A 15,524-nucleotide genomic window follows, 5' to 3' on the forward strand; every position below is an offset into this window, starting at 1 on the left:
GTAACGCCATCAGGCGGGAGCGCTAGGCCCATGCGCGTGGCGCAAGCCCCGTCCGGTCAGGGGCGCACAACGATGCTGTTGCGCACTTCGCGCACGTGCTTGGTGTTGCGGGCAATGTTTTCTGCCTGGTTCTTTTCGGTCTGCGACTTGGCAAAACCCGACAGCTGCACCGTGCCGTTCAGCGTTTCTACGCTGATGGAGGTGGCGGACACGTTCTTGTCTTCGGCCATCTTGGCCTTCACGGCGGCGGTGATGCCGGCGTCATCCACATAAGAACCCACAGTCTGCTGTTCGCGAGCCACCGAACAGCCCGTGGCCGTAACGATGGTGATGCCAGCGACTGCGGCGAAAGCGAGGGCACGTGCGTATTTCATGGTGTTTTCCTTGTTCAAGAATGGTTGGGAACGCGGGTGCTGGGACATATTCAATCCACCGGTCTGTTGCACCCTCCGCGACCGGCGGACTGTGGGAAAAGGGGACAAAAAAGATCAGCGCTGGCGAGGCACCGGCGGACGAACACCGGCATCACCCACCTTCAACGCTCAGTATGCATCGCGGCGGCGCGTCATCCACATCGCCACGGTGGCCAGCAGGGCACCCGATGCGGCGGCAATCACCAGCGACTTGCCGGGCTGCTCGGCCACGTACTTGCTGGTGGCTTCTGCCGCCTGCTGCATCTGGCGGCGTGCACGCGCGCTGGTCTCGGCGCAATAGTCAATGCTGCGGGCGGCCAGGTCCTGGGCACGGGCGGCCAGGTCGTCAATAGCGGGGTCGGCTTGGCGGCGCAGGGCACGCACGCTGGCTTCTGCCTTGTCGAGCGACTGGTCTGCGCCAGCACGGGTGGTCTGCACGGCCTCCTGGGCGCTTTGCAGCACGTCATCGGTGAGGTTGCGAACGCCAGTCGTCACTTTGTCGGTTGTGGTCTGAAGGCTCATCAGAAAACTCCTTGGAATATGCAAAAGGGGAATGCGCGAGGGGATGGGGCGAAGGCCGGGCCGTCAGGCCAGGCTTACCCCTTTTTGAGCAGACCCAGCACGAAGGTGACCACGGCCATGATCACGAACACAAAGAACAGAATCTTTGCGATGCCCACGGCGCCGGCAGCAATACCGCCAAAACCGAAGAGGGCTGCAATCAGCGCGATCACCAGAAAAACAACTGCGTAGTGCAACATTTCCATCTCCTTATGGGTGGCCGGCTTGCCGGCAGATCGGGTGGCGCCAAAACCTCAGCGCCTGGGGTCAACTGTAGGTATCGCCCGCAGCCCTGAATGCCGGTGTGCGGCGCGCCCCCGTGTCGGCGGCGCAGTGGGGGTGGTGTAGGACGGCACGCACGGGCAGATACCGACGGCTGCGCCGCGCAGGGCGATACTGCGGCCCAGGTGCAGCGCCCTGTGCCCGTGATGGCCGTACCCGGTTTGCCTTGCATCGCGGCGAGAGGGAAAGAATAGGGATGGGAAAAGCCGCAAGCCTGGCTTTCAGGCGTCGTGCGCAGCGGCGTCGCGGCGTGTATCTGAGGCATTGCGCGGCAGCGGCAAAACAGCCGATAGCAGCGTGCCGTTCCCTGGGCGCGAGGTGAGCGTGAGGCGCCCACCCGCCGCCTCGACCCGGTGGCGCATGCCAGCCAAGCCGTGCGAGGTGGGGCGGACGGTGCCCGGGTCGAAACCCACACCATCGTCGCGCACCTGCACCGCCACATGGGTGGGGTAGCCGTGCACCGACACCAGTACCTTGCTGGCCTTGGCGTACTTGCCGATATTGGTCAGCGCCTCCTGCACCATACGGTACACCGTAAGCTGCGCTGCATCGGGCAATTGCACCGGCTCCAGGCTGGTCTCCACGTCGATGCCCGCGCGCTCGGCGTATTCGCGCGTCAGGATCTCCAGCGCGGCCGTGAGCCCCAGGTTCGACAGGGACGAAGGCCGCAGGTCTTCAATGATGCGGCGCTTGAGCGCAATGCCGCTGTTGAGCGTCTCCGTCAGGTGCTTGAGCCGCTCCGACACATCGGGTGCGGTGGCGTCGATCTTGGACTTGAGGCGCGCCACATCGAGCTTGGCGGCTGTCAGCAACGCGCCCAGTTCGTCATGCAGCTCTCGCGCCAGATGGCCGCGCTCTTCTTCCCGCACCTGCTGCAGGTGGTTGGCCAGCTCAGACAACGTGGCGGTGCGGTCCCGCACCAGGCCCTCCAGACGGTCGCGCTCGCGCTCCAGCACCTCTTGCTCGCGCAGGTTCACCGTTTGCACTGCCTGCGTCTGGCGCAGGTACATGTAAAAGGCCAGCAGGCCGATGGCGGTGACGGTGGCAATGCCGATGCGCGACAGCATCAGCGACTGCTCGATCTGCTCGCGGCCCTGCTGCAGGCGCTTGTCGCTGCGGGCGATGAGCTCTTGCGCATGTTGGCGGATCGCCTCCATGTGTTCCTTGCCCACATCGGTGTTGAGGATGAACTTCCACGCGTCTTCGTTGCCCTGGCGGCGCAGGCGCAAGCTCAATTCCATCTCGGCCAGCTTGCGCGATATCTGCCGCGATAGCAGCGCAAACTCCTGCATGTCTGCAGGCGCATCCATGAATCGCATGCGCAGGCTGTCGAGATTGGTCTGCACGGTGGCCACGGCCTTGTCGTAGGGCTCCAGGTAGGTTTCATTGCCCGTGAGCAGATAGCCGCGTTGGCCGGTTTCTGCGTCCAGCATGCTCTGCAACAGCTTGTTCACATCAGACCGTGTGGTGAGCCCCTGGGCCAATTGCTCCACCGCATCTTGCGAACGCATGTGCCCCGTTTCATTGATGCCCACCAGCACCATGGCCGCCAGCAGCGCCATGGGCAGGCTCAAGGCCATCTGTCGGACTTTTGGTAACCAACGCCGGGTGTTTTCTTGGAGATTCATACGCTTATTCTGGATAATGACCGACTACCGTTTTGACGCCCCTGCCGTGCCATGACACGATGGGGCATCTGGACTTCAACACACACCGGCAGTCTGTGGCTGCCGCCTCGAAAGAAGCATCAATGATCAAGATCGGCATTGTGGATGACCATGCGATTGTTCGTTCCGGGCTCAAGCAGTTCCTGTCCGAGCATGTGGACCTTCGGGTCGAGGGCGAAGCCGCCAACGGCCGCGAGGCCATCGACCTGGTGCGCAACAAGGAAATCGATGTACTGCTGATGGACCTGTCGATGCCCGGCCAAAGCGGGCTGGATGCCCTGGCCATGCTGCGCGCCAAGGCGCCTGACATGGGCATCCTGATTCTGAGCGGGTACCCCGAAGAACACTATGCGATCAACCTGATCCGCCAGGGCGCGAGCGGCTACCTGAACAAGGAGTGCGAGCCGTCGGAAATTGTGGAAGCCATCCGCACCATCGCGCTGGGCCGCCGTTACCTGACGCCTGCCGTTGCCGAGCTGCTTGCGCAGCAACTCAACCGCAAGGACGACGCGCCGCCGCATGAGCAGCTGTCGGAGCGCGAGTTCCAGGTGTTTCTCAAGCTGGCCAAGGGAGAGACGGCGGGGGACATTGCCAAGTCGCTGTCGCTGAGCGTGAAGACGGTGAGCACCTACCGCACACGCCTGATGGAAAAAATGAGCCTGTCGTCCAACAGCGACCTCACCTATTACGCGCTCAAGAATCGCCTGATCGACTGACATCGCCTCGCCTGCCTGCGCCCTGCTGCCTCGCAGGGCTCGGGCAAGGTCACCTGCCGCACTCCAAAAAAGGGAAGAAAAGCAAACACCGCGACCACCGCATGCACCTACGCACGCGGCGGCGGGTGGTGTCACTGCGCCGCGCCTGATGAGGCAGCTGGCGCTCCGCCGCTGCTGGTTGCGCCCATGGTGTGCGACAGGCTGCTGTGTTGCACGCAATAGTCCACCAGGGCATCGATCTCGTTGGACTTGTCGAACACCGCATCCACGCCCAGTTGCGCACAGCGCATGCGCACATCGGGCGTGGCGTAGTTGCTGAGCACGACCATCTTTTGCCCCGGCCGACGCGTACGGCAAGCCGCCAACACACCCAGCCCGCTGCCTTGCCGCAAGAACAGATCGACGATGGCCAAGTCCCATTCCTCGGGGTGGGTGGACAACCAGTTCGTGCCCTCGTCTTCCGTTTCTGCCACGCCCACTGCTTCCACAGACGCCAACTCCTCCAGAGTCCCGATCAGGTTCTCTCGGATGGTGGCGTTGTCTTCAACAATGTAGGTGCGCAGTTTCACGGGCGGGTCCATCTGTACGGACAGCGCAGATCACCCTGTCCTAGCCTTGAATTTAAGGCTTCTGTCCGCCGGATTCTGCCAGCCACAGCACGCTGGCCATGTAGGAAGAGTCCTACCGCGCAACACATACCGGACAGTCGGCATGGCGCTGCACCCGCATGGTGTTCCACTCCATGGCCCGGCCATCCAGCATGAGCAGCCGACCCGCCAGCGACTGCCCCACCCCCGCAATGAGCTTGAGCGCTTCGGCCGCCTGCATCGCGCCCACCACACCCACCAGCGGTGCAAACACCCCCATCGTGGAGCAGCGGACTTCTTCGAACTCCGCGTCGGGCGGGAAGATGCAGGCATAACAAGGCGACCGCGCATCGCGCGGGTCCACCACCGTGATCTGCCCATCGAACTGGATCACAGCCCCCGCCACCAAGGGTTTGTTGTGACGCACACACGCGGCATTGACCGCCTGGCGGGTCGCATAGTTGTCGCTGCAGTCGAGTACCACTGTGGCATCGCGCACCAGACTGTCGAGAGCCGCCGCATGCACCCGGGCCTGCAGTGCGGTGACCTGCACCTCGGGGTTGATGTCGGCCATGGCCTGCGCCGCCGACTGGACCTTGGGACTGCCCACGCGCGCGGTGGTGTGCGCAATCTGGCGCTGCAGGTTGGTCAGGTCCACCACGTCGTCATCGACGAGTGTGATGTGGCCCACACCGGCGGAAGCCAAGTACAGCGCAGCGGGCGACCCCAACCCGCCAGCGCCGATGATGAGAGCATGGGCTTCCAACACCCGCTCCTGCCCCTCGATGCCCACCTCGTCGAGCAGGATGTGGCGGGAATAGCGCAGGAGCTGGTCATCGGTCATGGGAAGGCAGGCCTGCAGCGGCCAAAAAATCAACGGTGAAACAGGCGGACATGAAAAAGGCTGGATTCCTCGCGAAATCCAGCCCGGGGTCAGAGCGCGAAGGGCTCAATTCTCTTTCTTTTCTTCCTTACGCTCTGTCAGCGTCTTGCTGACCAGCACAGGGCGGCCCTTGAGCTGGTTGAGGGCCTGCACCAACTGGAAGTCCTTGTCGGAGCCAAACTCGGGCACCTTGCGGTCGGCCGCAGGCTTCTTGGCCTCTTCTTCCATGCGCTTGCGGGCTTCCTCGCGGGCTTTCTCGCGAGCCTCGTCCTTCTTCTCTTCACCCTGGCCGCTGTTCAGGTGCTTGTCCAGGTCCGCCTCGCGCATGCGCAGGGCGGCGAAGATGTTGCCTTCTTCCGACTCGTCAATCATCACGTCGGGCACGATGCCCTTGGCCTGGATCGACTTGCCGCTGGGGGTGTAGTAGCGGGCGGTGGTCAGCTTGATGCCCGTGTCAGGGCCCAGCGGCCGCACGGTCTGCACCGAGCCCTTGCCAAAAGTCTGGCTGCCCATGATGGTGGCGCGCTTGTGGTCCTGCAATGCGCCCGCCACGATTTCGCTGGCGGAGGCAGAGCCTTCATTGACCAACACCACCAGAGGCACCGACTTGAGGGATGCAGGCAGGCGCTTGAGCGGATCACCGCCGCCCCGGCGCTGGTAGTAGTCGGGCGCGGCCTTGTAGGTGGCCTTGCTGTCGGCCAGCTGGCCGTTGGTGGTCACCACCGTCACGTTCTCGGGCAAGAAGGCCGCAGAGATGGCCACGGCGGCATCCAGCAGGCCGCCCGGGTCGTTGCGCAAGTCCAGCACCAGGCCCTTGAGGTTGGGCTCCTGCTTGTAGACCTCTTCCACCTTGCGCACAAAGTCGTCCACCGTGCGTTCCTGGAATTGAGACAGGCGGATCCAGGCGTAGCCCGGCTCGATCACCTTGCCCTTGACGGACTGGGTCTTGATCTCTTCGCGGGTGATGGTGACAGGGAACGTGCGGTTCTCATCCTTGCGGAAGATGGTGAGCGTGACCTTGGTACTGGGCTCGCCGCGCATGCGCTTGACGGCGTCATTCAGCGCCAGGCCCTTGACGGCGGTCTCGTCGATCTTGGTGATCAAGTCATTGGTTTTGAGACCGGCACGGAAGGCGGGAGAGCCCTCGATGGGCGACACGATCTTGATCAGGCCGTCTTCCTGCGTGATCTCGATGCCCACGCCCACGAAGCGGCCGGACGTGCCCTCGCGGAATTCCTTGAAGGACTTCTTGTCGAAATACTGGGAGTGCGGGTCCAAGCTGGACACCATGCCGGAGATGGCGTCGGTGATGAGCTTCTTGTCATCCACCGGCTCGACGTAATCGGTCTTGACCAGACCAAACACGGCGGAGAGTTGCTGGATTTCCTCAAGTGGTAGCGGTGTCATGGCGCCGCGCGCCACCGTTTGCAGTGACACCGTGGTGAGCGCACCCGCCACCACACCTACCGATACCCATCCTGCAATCTTGAGTTTGTGGCCCATACAACACCTTTTACCGCTTCGAAACCAATATACACCTTGGAAGGGCCAAACCCGCTGCAGTTCCGCATGCACGCTCACTTTGGCGGGGATAAGCGGGGTTTTCCCCGCTCTTTACCTGCGATTTACGCTTTGCCCTGCGATGCCACGGCAGCTGCAGCCTTGGCCGCCGCTTCGGCATCGCCCAGATAGTAGTGACGGATGGGCTTGAGGTCGGCGTCGAGCTCGTATACCAGTGGAATCCCGTTGGGAATGTTCAGGCCCACGATGTCGGTCTCGGAGATGTTGTCCAGGTACTTCACCAGCGCGCGGATGGAGTTGCCGTGCGCTGCCACCACCACCCGCTTGCCCGAACGGATGGCGGGCGCCATGGCCTCGTTCCAGAACGGCAGCACGCGGGCCACGGTGTCTTTCAGGCACTCGGTCAAGGGCACGTTCTCGGCAGCCACACCGGCGTAGCGGCGGTCGCCGCGCTCGCTGCGGGGGTCGGTGGCTTCCAGTGCGGGCGGCGGCGTGTCATAGCTGCGGCGCCACACCAGCACCTGCTCGTCGCCGTATTGCTTGGCCATGTCGGCCTTGTTCAGGCCCTGCAGGGCGCCATAGTGGCGCTCGTTCAGGCGCCAGTCCTTGACCACGGGCAGCCAGGTGCAGTCCATTTCGTCGAGCGTGTACCAGAGGGTGTGGATGGCGCGCTTGAGCACGCTGGTGAACGCCAGATCGAACTCGTAGCCCTCGGCCTTGAGCAGCTTGCCGGCCGACATGGCCTGGGAGACGCCGGTGGGCGTGAGATCCACATCGGTCCAGCCGGTGAAGCGGTTTTCAAGGTTCCAGGTGGATTCGCCGTGGCGGATCAAAACGAGCTTGTACATGGTTTCCCCAGGAAATACGGGCTAAAGAAAAAGCAGACCAAACCCGGCATTCTAGAATTACGCGGTTCGCCAACCCAAGGAAGCTTCGTGAAATTCATTATTGATAACTGGTATCTGTTCCTCGTTGCACTGGCTTCGGGCAGCATGTTGCTGTGGCCGGTCCTGCAGAACGCCAGTGGCGGCTCGCTGACACCCGCACGCGCCGTGCAGCTCATCAACCGCGAAAAAGCGGTGGTCATCGACGTTTGCGAAGCCGACGAATTCGCGGCCGGCCACGTCACCGGCGCCAAGAACGTGCCCGTCTCCCAACTGGAAGAGCGCCTGCCCACCGTGGTCAAGAACAAGGCCCTGCCCGTGGTGCTGGTCTGTGCCAGCGGCGCCCGCGCCAATCGCGCTGTCGGCATTGCCAAAAAGCTGGGCTACGACAACGCCCAGGCCATGGCCGGCGGCATGAAGGCCTGGCGCGAAGCCAGCCTGCCTGTGGAAAAAGCCTGATCCGCCCCCAGTTATTCGGTCAGCGCTAGTCTTGCGACTGGTTTTTCAGTCCCACAGGAAGAAAGAGGAAGGTTCGCCATGCAACCCGTGAAGATGTACACCACCGCCGTCTGCCCCTATTGCATCCGGGCCAAGCAGATCCTCAAGTCCAAGGGCGTGGAGCAGATCGAGGAGATCCGCATCGACACAGACCCCGCCGCGCGCAGCCACATGATGGAAATCACCGGTCGCCGCACGGTGCCGCAGATCTACATCGGCGACACCCATGTGGGTGGCCACGACGATCTGGTGGCGCTGGACAGCCGTGGCGAGCTGATGCCCCTGCTCGGCGCCTGACCCCCTGTCTGGGCGCTGCATAATGCAGCCCCATGTGCCCGCTGCGGGAGCTGCTCCCCGGCGGGTTTTGTTTTGCTAGCAATTTCGTAAGAGCAAAGAGACTTCACCATGGCAACCGAAGAAAACCCCGTGTTCCAGATCCAGCGCGTCTACCTGAAGGACATGTCGCTGGAGCAGCCCAACTCCCCCGCCATCCTGCTCGAACAAGAGCAGCCCAGCGTGGACATCCAGCTCGGCGTGGAAGCCACCCCTGTGGCCGAAGGCATCTTCGAAGTGGCCGTCACGGCCACCGTGCAGACCAAGATCAAGGACAAGACCGTGTTCCTGGTCGAAGCCAAGCAAGCCGGCATCTTCGAAATCCGCAATGTGCCCCAGGACCAGATGGGCCCCATCATGGGCATCGCCTGCCCCCAGATCGTGTACCCCTACCTGCGCGGCAACGTGGCCGACCTGATCAACCGCGCTGGCTTTCCGCCTGTGCACCTGGCTGAAATCAACTTCCAGGCCATGTACGAGCAACAGCAAGCCCAAGCTGCTGGCCAAGCTTCGCCCATCATCACGCAGTAAGCATTCACAGGCATTTATGCCTGTGGTGCTGGATGAATAAGCGCATACAGCTATGAAAATCATAGTATTGGGCGCTGGAGCCTGGGGGACGGCGGTGGCCATGAGTGCCGCCCAGCACCCCGCAGGCCATGCCGTCACCTTGTGGGCGCGCGATGCCGCCCAGGCGGCCCAGATGCAGACGCAGCGGCACAACGCGCGTTACCTGCCCGGCATCACCCTCCCCCCCTCCCTCACGCTGGCCCATGGCGACTTTGCTGCGCTATGGACCGGCGCCGACCTCGTCATCGTGGCCACACCCATGGCCGCTTTGCGCGGCATGCTGCAGACCCTGCACGGCTGCGCTGCGCCCGTGGCCTGGCTGTGCAAGGGGTTTGAAGCCGTGCCTGCGGGGACCGACCCGGCATCTTTTGGGCTGCTGGCGCACGAGATACAAGCGCAGATAGCTCCTGATTTAATAGCAGGCGTATTCAGCGGCCCCAGCTTTGCGCAAGAAGTGGCGCTGGGCCAGCCCACCGCCCTGGTGGCAGCCAGCCCCCATGCGCAGGTGCGCGATGCGCTGGTCAGTGCCTTCCACAGCCCCAGCGTGCGCGTGTATGCCAACGAAGACATCGTGGGCGTGGAGGTGGGTGGCGCGGTGAAGAACGTGCTGGCCATTGCCACCGGCCTGTGCGACGGGCTGGCGCTGGGGCTGAACGCCCGCGCCGCGCTCATCACGCGCGGCCTGGCCGAGATGACGCGGCTGGGCCTGGCGCTGGGCGCGCGCCCCGATACCTTCATGGGCCTGTCGGGCCTGGGCGACCTGGTGCTGACCGCCACGGGCGACCTGTCCCGCAACCGGCGCGTGGGCATGTTGCTGGCCGAGGGCAAAACCCTGCCCCAGGCCGTCGAGTCGCTGGGCCATGTGGCCGAGGGCGTTTACAGCGCCCGCACGGTGGCGCAGCGGGCAGCAGCGCTGGAGGTGGACATGCCCATCACCCGCGCGGTGGTGGCGCTGTTGGATGGCCAGCTCACGCCGGCCGATGCGGTTGTCACGCTCATGGGGCGCGGGCCGGCCTCTGAGCTGATGTGATCCCATACTGCTCCCCCAAGACAAAAGGCCCCTGCGGAATTCCTCAGGGGCCTTTTTTGCGGCGCTGTTTGCAATGCGCACCGGGGTCTGGATTCAGAACACCCCAAACAACATCAGCAGCAGCACAACCGACAGCGGGACGCCAAGTAGCCAGGCAATGAGAGGCATGGGAATCTCCTTGAAAGGGTGAGAAGTTCAGGTGGTTTCACTGTATTTCTCACCCCGGCCGCCCCTTGTCCGGCTTTGCACCCCAAACCCGTAGGCCCTCACCTACCTGGACCTGTGGCAGATCCACCCCACAGCGTAGGAGGCCAGCGCTGCGGCCGGGCTTACAGCCCCAGTTCCAGCGCCAGCAGCTCGTCCACCGTCTGACGGCGGCGGATCAGGCGGGCCTGGCCGCCGTCCACCAGCACCTCGGCAATCAAGGGCCGCGTGTTGTAGTTGGAGGACATGCTGGCGCCGTACGCGCCCGTGTCGTGGATCACCAGCAGATCACCCACCTGCGCGGCAGGCAGGTCGCGTGGCAGCACCACGCCGCCGTCGCCTTGGGTGAACACGTCGCCCGACTCGCACAGCGGGCCCGCCACCACCGTGGGCTGCTCGGCGGCCGTGGAGCCGTCGCGGCGCAGCACGCTCATGGCGTGGTAGCTGCCGTACATGGACGGGCGCATGAGTTCATTGAAGCCGGTATCGACCAGCACGAAGTGGTTGCTGCCCGCGTTCTTGGTGGCGCGCACCTGGCCCAGCAGCACGCCGGATTCGGCCACCAGAAAGCGGCCGGGCTCGATCTCCAGGCCGAGCTTGTGGCCCACGATGGCCTCGGCTTGCTGGCGCGCGGCGTCCCACAGGCCATGGTAATGCTGCGTGTCCACCACCGGGTCACCGCTGCGATAGGGGATGGACAGGCCACCGCCCGCCGAGATGGCGTGCAGGTCATGCCCCGCCGCATGCGCCGTGCGCACCAGGTTGACCATGGCGCCGCACACTTCCTGCAGGTGGCTGTAGTCCACGCCCGAGCCGATGTGCATGTGCAGGCCCACCAGCTTCAGGCCGTGCTGCGCAATCGCTACCAGCGCCGCAGGCAGGTCGGTGTGCCAAATGCCGTGCTTGCTGTGCTCGCCGCCGGTGTTGGTCTTGTTGCTGTGGCCGTGGCCAAAGCCTGGGTTGATGCGCAGCCACACCGCGTGGCCCGGCGAGCGCGCGCCCAGCTGGTGCAGCATGTCGATGGAGCCTGCGTTGACGGGTACGCCATGCTCCACCACGCAGTCGAGCGTGGCGGCGTCGAACAGGTCGGCGGTGAAGACGATCTCAGACGGCTCGCCACCGGCCACGTAGCCCGCCGCCAGCGCGCGCAGAATCTCGCCGCGCGAGACCGCATCCACCTTCACGCCCTGCTCGCGCATCAGCTTGAGGATGTGGATGTTGGAGCAGGCCTTTTGCGCGAAGCGGATGGTCTCGAAGTTGGACACCTGCGCAATGCGCTGGCGGATGGTAGCCGCGTCATACACCCACAGCGGGGTGCCAAACTGGTCGGCCAGGGCCCAGAGCTGGGCGGGCGAAAAGGGGTTGGACATGGGGAGGCTCCAAGGGTACTAAGAGCGGCTAACAAAACTCAGCAAAGCGGTTCTGGCCAGGCGCTGTGTTGCAGGCAGTACGAGCAGTACGACAAGACACAGCAACGACGCCAGAAGAGTTTTGTTAGCCGCTCTCAGCGTGAACGATGCGCGGATGATGCCGCCATCCACGCATTCAGTCGAATGCTTTGATTTACGCCATCCATTCAATATGGATATGCTCAGCGCATGACTGGCATGACCGAGCCCCCACTGAATTACCGTACCACCCACCGCATCACCCACCGCCACATCGAGGTCTTCCGCGCCGTGATGACCGCAGGCAGCGCCACCGGCGCGGCCGACCTGCTGCACAGCTCGCAGCCCACCGTGAGCCGCGAGCTGGCGCGGCTCGAATCGCTGCTGGGCTACGCCCTGTTCGAGCGCGTGCAGGGCCGCCTGCGCCCCAATGCGCGGGCGCTGGCGCTGTGGGACGAGGTGCAGCGGTCCTGGCAGGGGCTGGAGCGTGTGGTGGACCGGGCCGTGGCGCTGGGCCGGTCGGGGGCCGTGCAGTTGTCGGTGCTGTGCCTGCCCGCGCTGGCCCATGCGCTGCTGCCGGGCGCGGCGGCACGGCTGATGCGGTCGCACTCCGAGGCACACTCCACAACGCGCTTATCTGTCACGCCACAGGAATCGCCCCTGCTCGAAGAATGGATGAGTGCCCAGCGGTTTGACCTGGGCCTGTGCGAGCAGACCACCGCCCCACCCGGCACGCGGGCGGAGGTGCTGCTGACGCTGGACGAGGTGGCCGTGCTGCCCGCAGGCCACGCACTCGCGCACCAGCCGGTGCTGGACCTGGCCGACTTTGCGGGCGAGTTTTTTGTGAGCCTCTCGGCCGAAGACCCCTACCGCCGCCTGATCGACGCCCGGTTTGCCGAGGCGGGCGTGGAGCGCACGCTTCGCGTGGAGACCCACAGCGCCGCCGCAGTGTGCGCCATGGTCGAGCAGGGCCTGGGCATCGCCATCGTCAACCCGGTCACCGCCCTGGCCGCCGCCAGCGAGCGACTGGTGCTGCGGCGGCTGGCGTTTTCCATCCCGTTCAGCGTGACGGCGCTGCTGCCGCTGTACCGCCCACCGTTGCCCGAGGTCGTGCCCATGCTGGAGGCCCTGCGCGCGCAGGCACACGCCATTGCGGCGAGGCTGCCGCCCGCCATGGACTGAGGCCACAGGATCTATAAACTATGATTTTGATAGCAGCCCAGGCATATTGCACTAGCGCTATCGGCACAAAAGAGCCCAAACAGGGGCTCTTGGTGCATTTCGGACAATGTCCTCAGCCGCCCGGCGCTGCCAGGCTGCGCACCTTGACCGCCAGCCGCTCCTCGACCGAGGGCGACACGAACTTGGTCACCTCGCCGCCCAGCACCGCGATCTCGCGCACAAAGGTGCTGCTGATGAACTGGTACTTGTCGCTGGGGGTGAGGAACACGGTTTCAACCTGCGGCATCAGGCTGCGGTTCATGCCCGCGAGCTGGAACTCGTAGTCAAAGTCGGTCACGGCGCGCAGGCCGCGCACCATGGCCTTGCCGCCGCGCGACACCACAAAGTCGCGCAGCAGGCCCGAGAAGGGCTCGACCTGCACCTGGGGATACATCTTCACGGCCTCGCGCACCATGTCGATGCGTTCTTCCAGCGAGAACAGGGTCTTCTTGTGGTGGCCCGCCGCCACGGCCACGATCACACGTTCAAACAACTGGGTGGCTCTGCGCACCACATCTTCATGGCCCAGGGTGATGGGGTCGAAGGTTCCGGGGTACACGGCGAGCACGTTCTGGGCCATGGCTGGTTGTCTCCTGTCTGGCGATTGACGTTGGCCCCGGCCCCCGGGGCGCTCCCCGCAGGGCCCGCCGGGCCGCGTGCGCGCATTATGCAGTGCAACATGAACCGGTTGGGCTCAGGCCGCAGCGGCCGCCACAGGGCGCAGCAAATGCGCATGGACGGCCCCAGCTTTCAGGTGGCGGTGCACAAACAGCCCCACTGCCGCCAGTTCCTCATCTGCCCACACGCGAGGCGCTTCGAGGTAGATGAAGCCCCCGGCCGCCACGACCTGGCTGGCCGCCTGCAGGGCGGGCTCGAAAAACGGCCCATCGAATGGTGGGTCCAGCAGCACCAGGTCCAGGCTGGCGGGTGTGGCCTGCTTCAGTGCAGACACGCCGTCGCCGCGCTGCACGCGTACGGCGCTGGCCTGCAGCTTGGCCTGCAGAACCTGCAGCTGGGCGACCAGCGCCGCATCGTTTTCCACCAGCAGCACCAATGCGGCGCCGCGCGAGGCGGCTTCGAGCCCCAGCGCGCCCGTGCCTGCAAACGCATCCAGGCAGCGCCAGCCCGCCAGGTCCTGGCCCAGCCAGTTGAACAGGGTTTCGCGCACGCGGTCGGGCGTGGGGCGCAGGCCGGGGCGCTGGGCCACGGGCAGGCGGGTGCGCTTCCATTGCCCGCCGATGATGCGGATTTCGCCCGCGCCCTTGGGGGCGGCCGCCGCAGCAGCTTTGTCCTTGGGATTTTTCTTGGCGGCCTTGGGGTCCACGGGGGCCGCAGCGGCGGCGGCCTGGGCCTTGCGGATTTCGGCGGTGATGGCGCTGCCGCGCAGGGTGGATCGGCTCATGGCTGCTTGCCTCCCACCACCACGGTCACCATGCGGTCAGGCTGCAGCTTTTGGGCCATGGCGGTGCGCACGTCGGCCACCGTGAGGGCCTCGACCTTTTTGGCCCACTGGTCCAGGTAGTCCAGCGGCAGGTCGTTCCAGGCGATGTTGGCCACGTTGCCCAGCAGCTTCTTGTTGCTGTCGATGCGCAGCGCAAAGCCGCCGATGAGGTTGTCCTTGGCGGCGCGCAGCTCGGCCTCGGTGGGGCCTTCGGCCACAAAGCGGGCGATCACGTCGCGCGAGACCTGTACGGCCTGAGCGGCCTGGTCGGGGCGCGTCTGCAGGCCCACGGTGAAGGCCCCGGCGTGCAGGCCAGGCGCAAAGTAGCTGTAGACGCTATAGCTCAGGCCGCGCTTTTCGCGCACCTCGTGGGTCAGGCGCGAGACAAAACCGCCGCCACCCAGGATGTGGTTGCCCACCAGCAGCGCGAGGAAGTCCGGGTCGCGGCGCTGGAAGCCCGGCTGGCCGATCAGCACATGGGCCTGGGCCGACGCAAATGGGATGGCCTTCTCGGCAGGCGCCGTCAGCGCCGCCACCTCGCCCACCGGCGGCAGCGGTGCGCAGCCTGCAGTGGCAGGCAGGCGCGACAGCAGCGTAGCCACCAGCGTCTGCGCCTGGGCACGCGATACGGCGCCCACGATGCTGACCTTGGCACGGCAGGCGGCCACGTACTGTGCGTGAAAGGCCTGCATGTCGGCCACGCTGATGCGGGCCAGCGTTTCTTCGGTGGTGCGCACGCCGTAGGGGTGGCTGCCATACACCGCAGCGGCAAACGCATGGTTGGCCACGGTGGCGGGGCGCGTGTTGGCTTCTTTCAGGCTGGCGCTCCAGCGGGCGCGGTCGCGTTGCCAGACGTCGTCGGTCGTCACGGGCTCGGCAATCTGGCGGGCCGCCAGGCGTGCGGCGCGTTCCAGCAGCGGCGGGTCGGTCAGCGAGCGCAGCACGTAGTGCAGCGAGTCGTTGTCGGCATTGGCTTCAAAGCTGGCGCCCAGGTCGGCCCAGGCCTCGCCCAGGCCGTTTTCGTCCAGCGCCGGCTCGGCGGTGGCGTCGCGCCCGGACTTCACGCCCTTGCTGGCCATGGCGGCCACCGCATTGGCCAGGCCGGACTGGCCTGCCGGGTCGCGGCGCGTACCGGCGTCAAAGTCGATCTGCACGTCCACCATGGGGATGACCGGGCTTTCGACCAGATAGACCTTGGCCCCATTGGGCTCCGTCCAGTGCTGGATGGGCAGCAGCGCCCAGGCCGAATTGGAGGAAAAAAGGGCGATAGCGCTAGTGCATAAAGCACGGACAGCTATGTTTTTGATAGTAATCATGGGCAGTTT

The 15,524-nt window shown here is 65.0% G+C and carries 18 protein-coding genes; 6 read left to right on the forward strand and 12 right to left on the reverse strand.

All coding sequences use genetic code 11. The annotated features are described in order from the left end of the window. Positions 1–56: 56 nt before the first annotated feature. The 4 genes from C380_RS19030 to C380_RS19045 all read right to left on the reverse strand — a co-directional run bounded on the left by C380_RS19030 (position 57) and on the right by C380_RS19045 (position 2,884). On the reverse strand, positions 57–374 hold the full coding sequence (locus C380_RS19030; protein ID WP_015015472.1) for a BON domain-containing protein: 318 nt from the start codon (positions 372–374) through the stop codon (positions 57–59). A 168-nt stretch (positions 375–542) separates the two neighbouring features. After that, the gene (locus tag C380_RS19035) at positions 543–935 is read right to left on the reverse strand and encodes a hypothetical protein (RefSeq protein WP_015015473.1); all 393 of its coding nucleotides are present in this window, start codon (positions 933–935) and stop codon (positions 543–545) included. 74 nt (positions 936–1,009) lie between these two features. Further along, positions 1,010–1,174 carry a DUF1328 domain-containing protein gene (locus C380_RS24695; protein WP_010463174.1) on the reverse strand — a complete coding sequence of 55 codons (165 nt, stop codon included), beginning with the start codon at positions 1,172–1,174 and terminating at the stop codon, positions 1,010–1,012. Between the two features lie 303 nt (positions 1,175–1,477). Further along, positions 1,478–2,884 (reverse strand): CHASE3 domain-containing protein, encoded by a 1,407-nt coding sequence (locus tag C380_RS19045; protein ID WP_051022589.1) that lies wholly within the window; start codon positions 2,882–2,884, stop codon positions 1,478–1,480. Between the two features lie 122 nt (positions 2,885–3,006). On the opposite strand from C380_RS19045, the gene C380_RS19050 reads away from it, so the two are divergent. After that, positions 3,007–3,639, forward strand: a complete 633-nt coding sequence (locus C380_RS19050) for a response regulator transcription factor (RefSeq protein ID WP_015015475.1) — start codon at positions 3,007–3,009, stop codon at positions 3,637–3,639. Positions 3,640–3,770: 131 nt separating this feature from the next. Here C380_RS19050 and C380_RS19055 read toward each other — a convergent pair whose 3' ends face one another. The 4 genes from C380_RS19055 to gpmA form a co-directional block, all read right to left on the reverse strand. After that, positions 3,771–4,208: a response regulator gene (locus tag C380_RS19055; protein WP_043566880.1), complete on the reverse strand. Its 438-nt coding sequence runs from the start codon at positions 4,206–4,208 to the stop codon at positions 3,771–3,773. Between the two features lie 112 nt (positions 4,209–4,320). After that, complete coding sequence (locus C380_RS19060; protein WP_015015477.1) at positions 4,321–5,070, reverse strand: HesA/MoeB/ThiF family protein; 750 nt, start codon at positions 5,068–5,070, stop codon at positions 4,321–4,323. Positions 5,071–5,175: 105 nt separating this feature from the next. After that, positions 5,176–6,612, reverse strand: a complete 1,437-nt coding sequence (locus tag C380_RS19065; RefSeq protein WP_015015478.1) for a S41 family peptidase — start codon at positions 6,610–6,612, stop codon at positions 5,176–5,178. A 122-nt stretch (positions 6,613–6,734) separates the two neighbouring features. Beyond that, positions 6,735–7,478, reverse strand: coding sequence for a 2,3-diphosphoglycerate-dependent phosphoglycerate mutase (gpmA, locus tag C380_RS19070; RefSeq protein WP_015015479.1), 744 nt, complete (start codon positions 7,476–7,478; stop codon positions 6,735–6,737). Positions 7,479–7,565: 87 nt separating this feature from the next. Between gpmA and C380_RS19075 the strand changes: the two genes are divergently transcribed. From C380_RS19075 to C380_RS19090, 4 genes are all read left to right on the forward strand, one after another. Then, complete coding sequence (locus C380_RS19075) at positions 7,566–7,973, forward strand: rhodanese-like domain-containing protein (protein WP_015015480.1); 408 nt, start codon at positions 7,566–7,568, stop codon at positions 7,971–7,973. 78 nt (positions 7,974–8,051) lie between these two features. Then, the gene (grxC, locus tag C380_RS19080) at positions 8,052–8,309 is read left to right on the forward strand and encodes a glutaredoxin 3 (protein ID WP_015015481.1); all 258 of its coding nucleotides are present in this window, start codon (positions 8,052–8,054) and stop codon (positions 8,307–8,309) included. A 108-nt stretch (positions 8,310–8,417) separates the two neighbouring features. Further along, positions 8,418–8,876 carry a protein-export chaperone SecB gene (gene secB / locus C380_RS19085; RefSeq protein ID WP_015015482.1) on the forward strand — a complete coding sequence of 153 codons (459 nt, stop codon included), beginning with the start codon at positions 8,418–8,420 and terminating at the stop codon, positions 8,874–8,876. A gap of 52 nt (positions 8,877–8,928) precedes the next feature. Further along, the gene (locus C380_RS19090; RefSeq protein WP_015015483.1) at positions 8,929–9,945 is read left to right on the forward strand and encodes an NAD(P)H-dependent glycerol-3-phosphate dehydrogenase; all 1,017 of its coding nucleotides are present in this window, start codon (positions 8,929–8,931) and stop codon (positions 9,943–9,945) included. A gap of 329 nt (positions 9,946–10,274) precedes the next feature. On the opposite strand, the gene lysA is transcribed toward C380_RS19090, so the two are convergent. After that, entirely contained in the window at positions 10,275–11,519 is a 1,245-nt protein-coding gene (lysA, locus tag C380_RS19095; RefSeq protein WP_015015484.1) for a diaminopimelate decarboxylase, read from the reverse strand. Between the two features lie 237 nt (positions 11,520–11,756). Here lysA and C380_RS19100 point away from each other — a divergent pair, with 237 nt between their 5' ends. After that, a complete protein-coding gene (locus C380_RS19100) occupies positions 11,757–12,719 on the forward strand; it encodes a LysR family transcriptional regulator (RefSeq protein WP_043566883.1) in 963 nt (320 codons plus the stop codon). A 112-nt stretch (positions 12,720–12,831) separates the two neighbouring features. Here C380_RS19100 and coaD read toward each other — a convergent pair whose 3' ends face one another. The 3 genes from coaD to C380_RS19115 all read right to left on the reverse strand — a co-directional run bounded on the left by coaD (position 12,832) and on the right by C380_RS19115 (position 15,515). Continuing rightward, entirely contained in the window at positions 12,832–13,338 is a 507-nt protein-coding gene (gene coaD / locus C380_RS19105) for a pantetheine-phosphate adenylyltransferase (RefSeq protein ID WP_015015486.1), read from the reverse strand. Positions 13,339–13,452: 114 nt separating this feature from the next. Beyond that, a complete protein-coding gene (gene rsmD / locus C380_RS19110; protein ID WP_015015487.1) occupies positions 13,453–14,160 on the reverse strand; it encodes a 16S rRNA (guanine(966)-N(2))-methyltransferase RsmD in 708 nt (235 codons plus the stop codon). Beyond that, positions 14,157–15,515: a pitrilysin family protein gene (locus C380_RS19115; RefSeq protein WP_015015488.1), complete on the reverse strand. Its 1,359-nt coding sequence runs from the start codon at positions 15,513–15,515 to the stop codon at positions 14,157–14,159. The genes rsmD and C380_RS19115 overlap by 4 nt, the downstream gene beginning before the upstream one ends. Between the last annotated feature and the right edge of the window lie 9 nt (positions 15,516–15,524).

This window comes from Acidovorax sp. KKS102 (assembly GCF_000302535.1).
GTDB lineage: Bacteria > Pseudomonadota > Gammaproteobacteria > Burkholderiales > Burkholderiaceae_C > Acidovorax.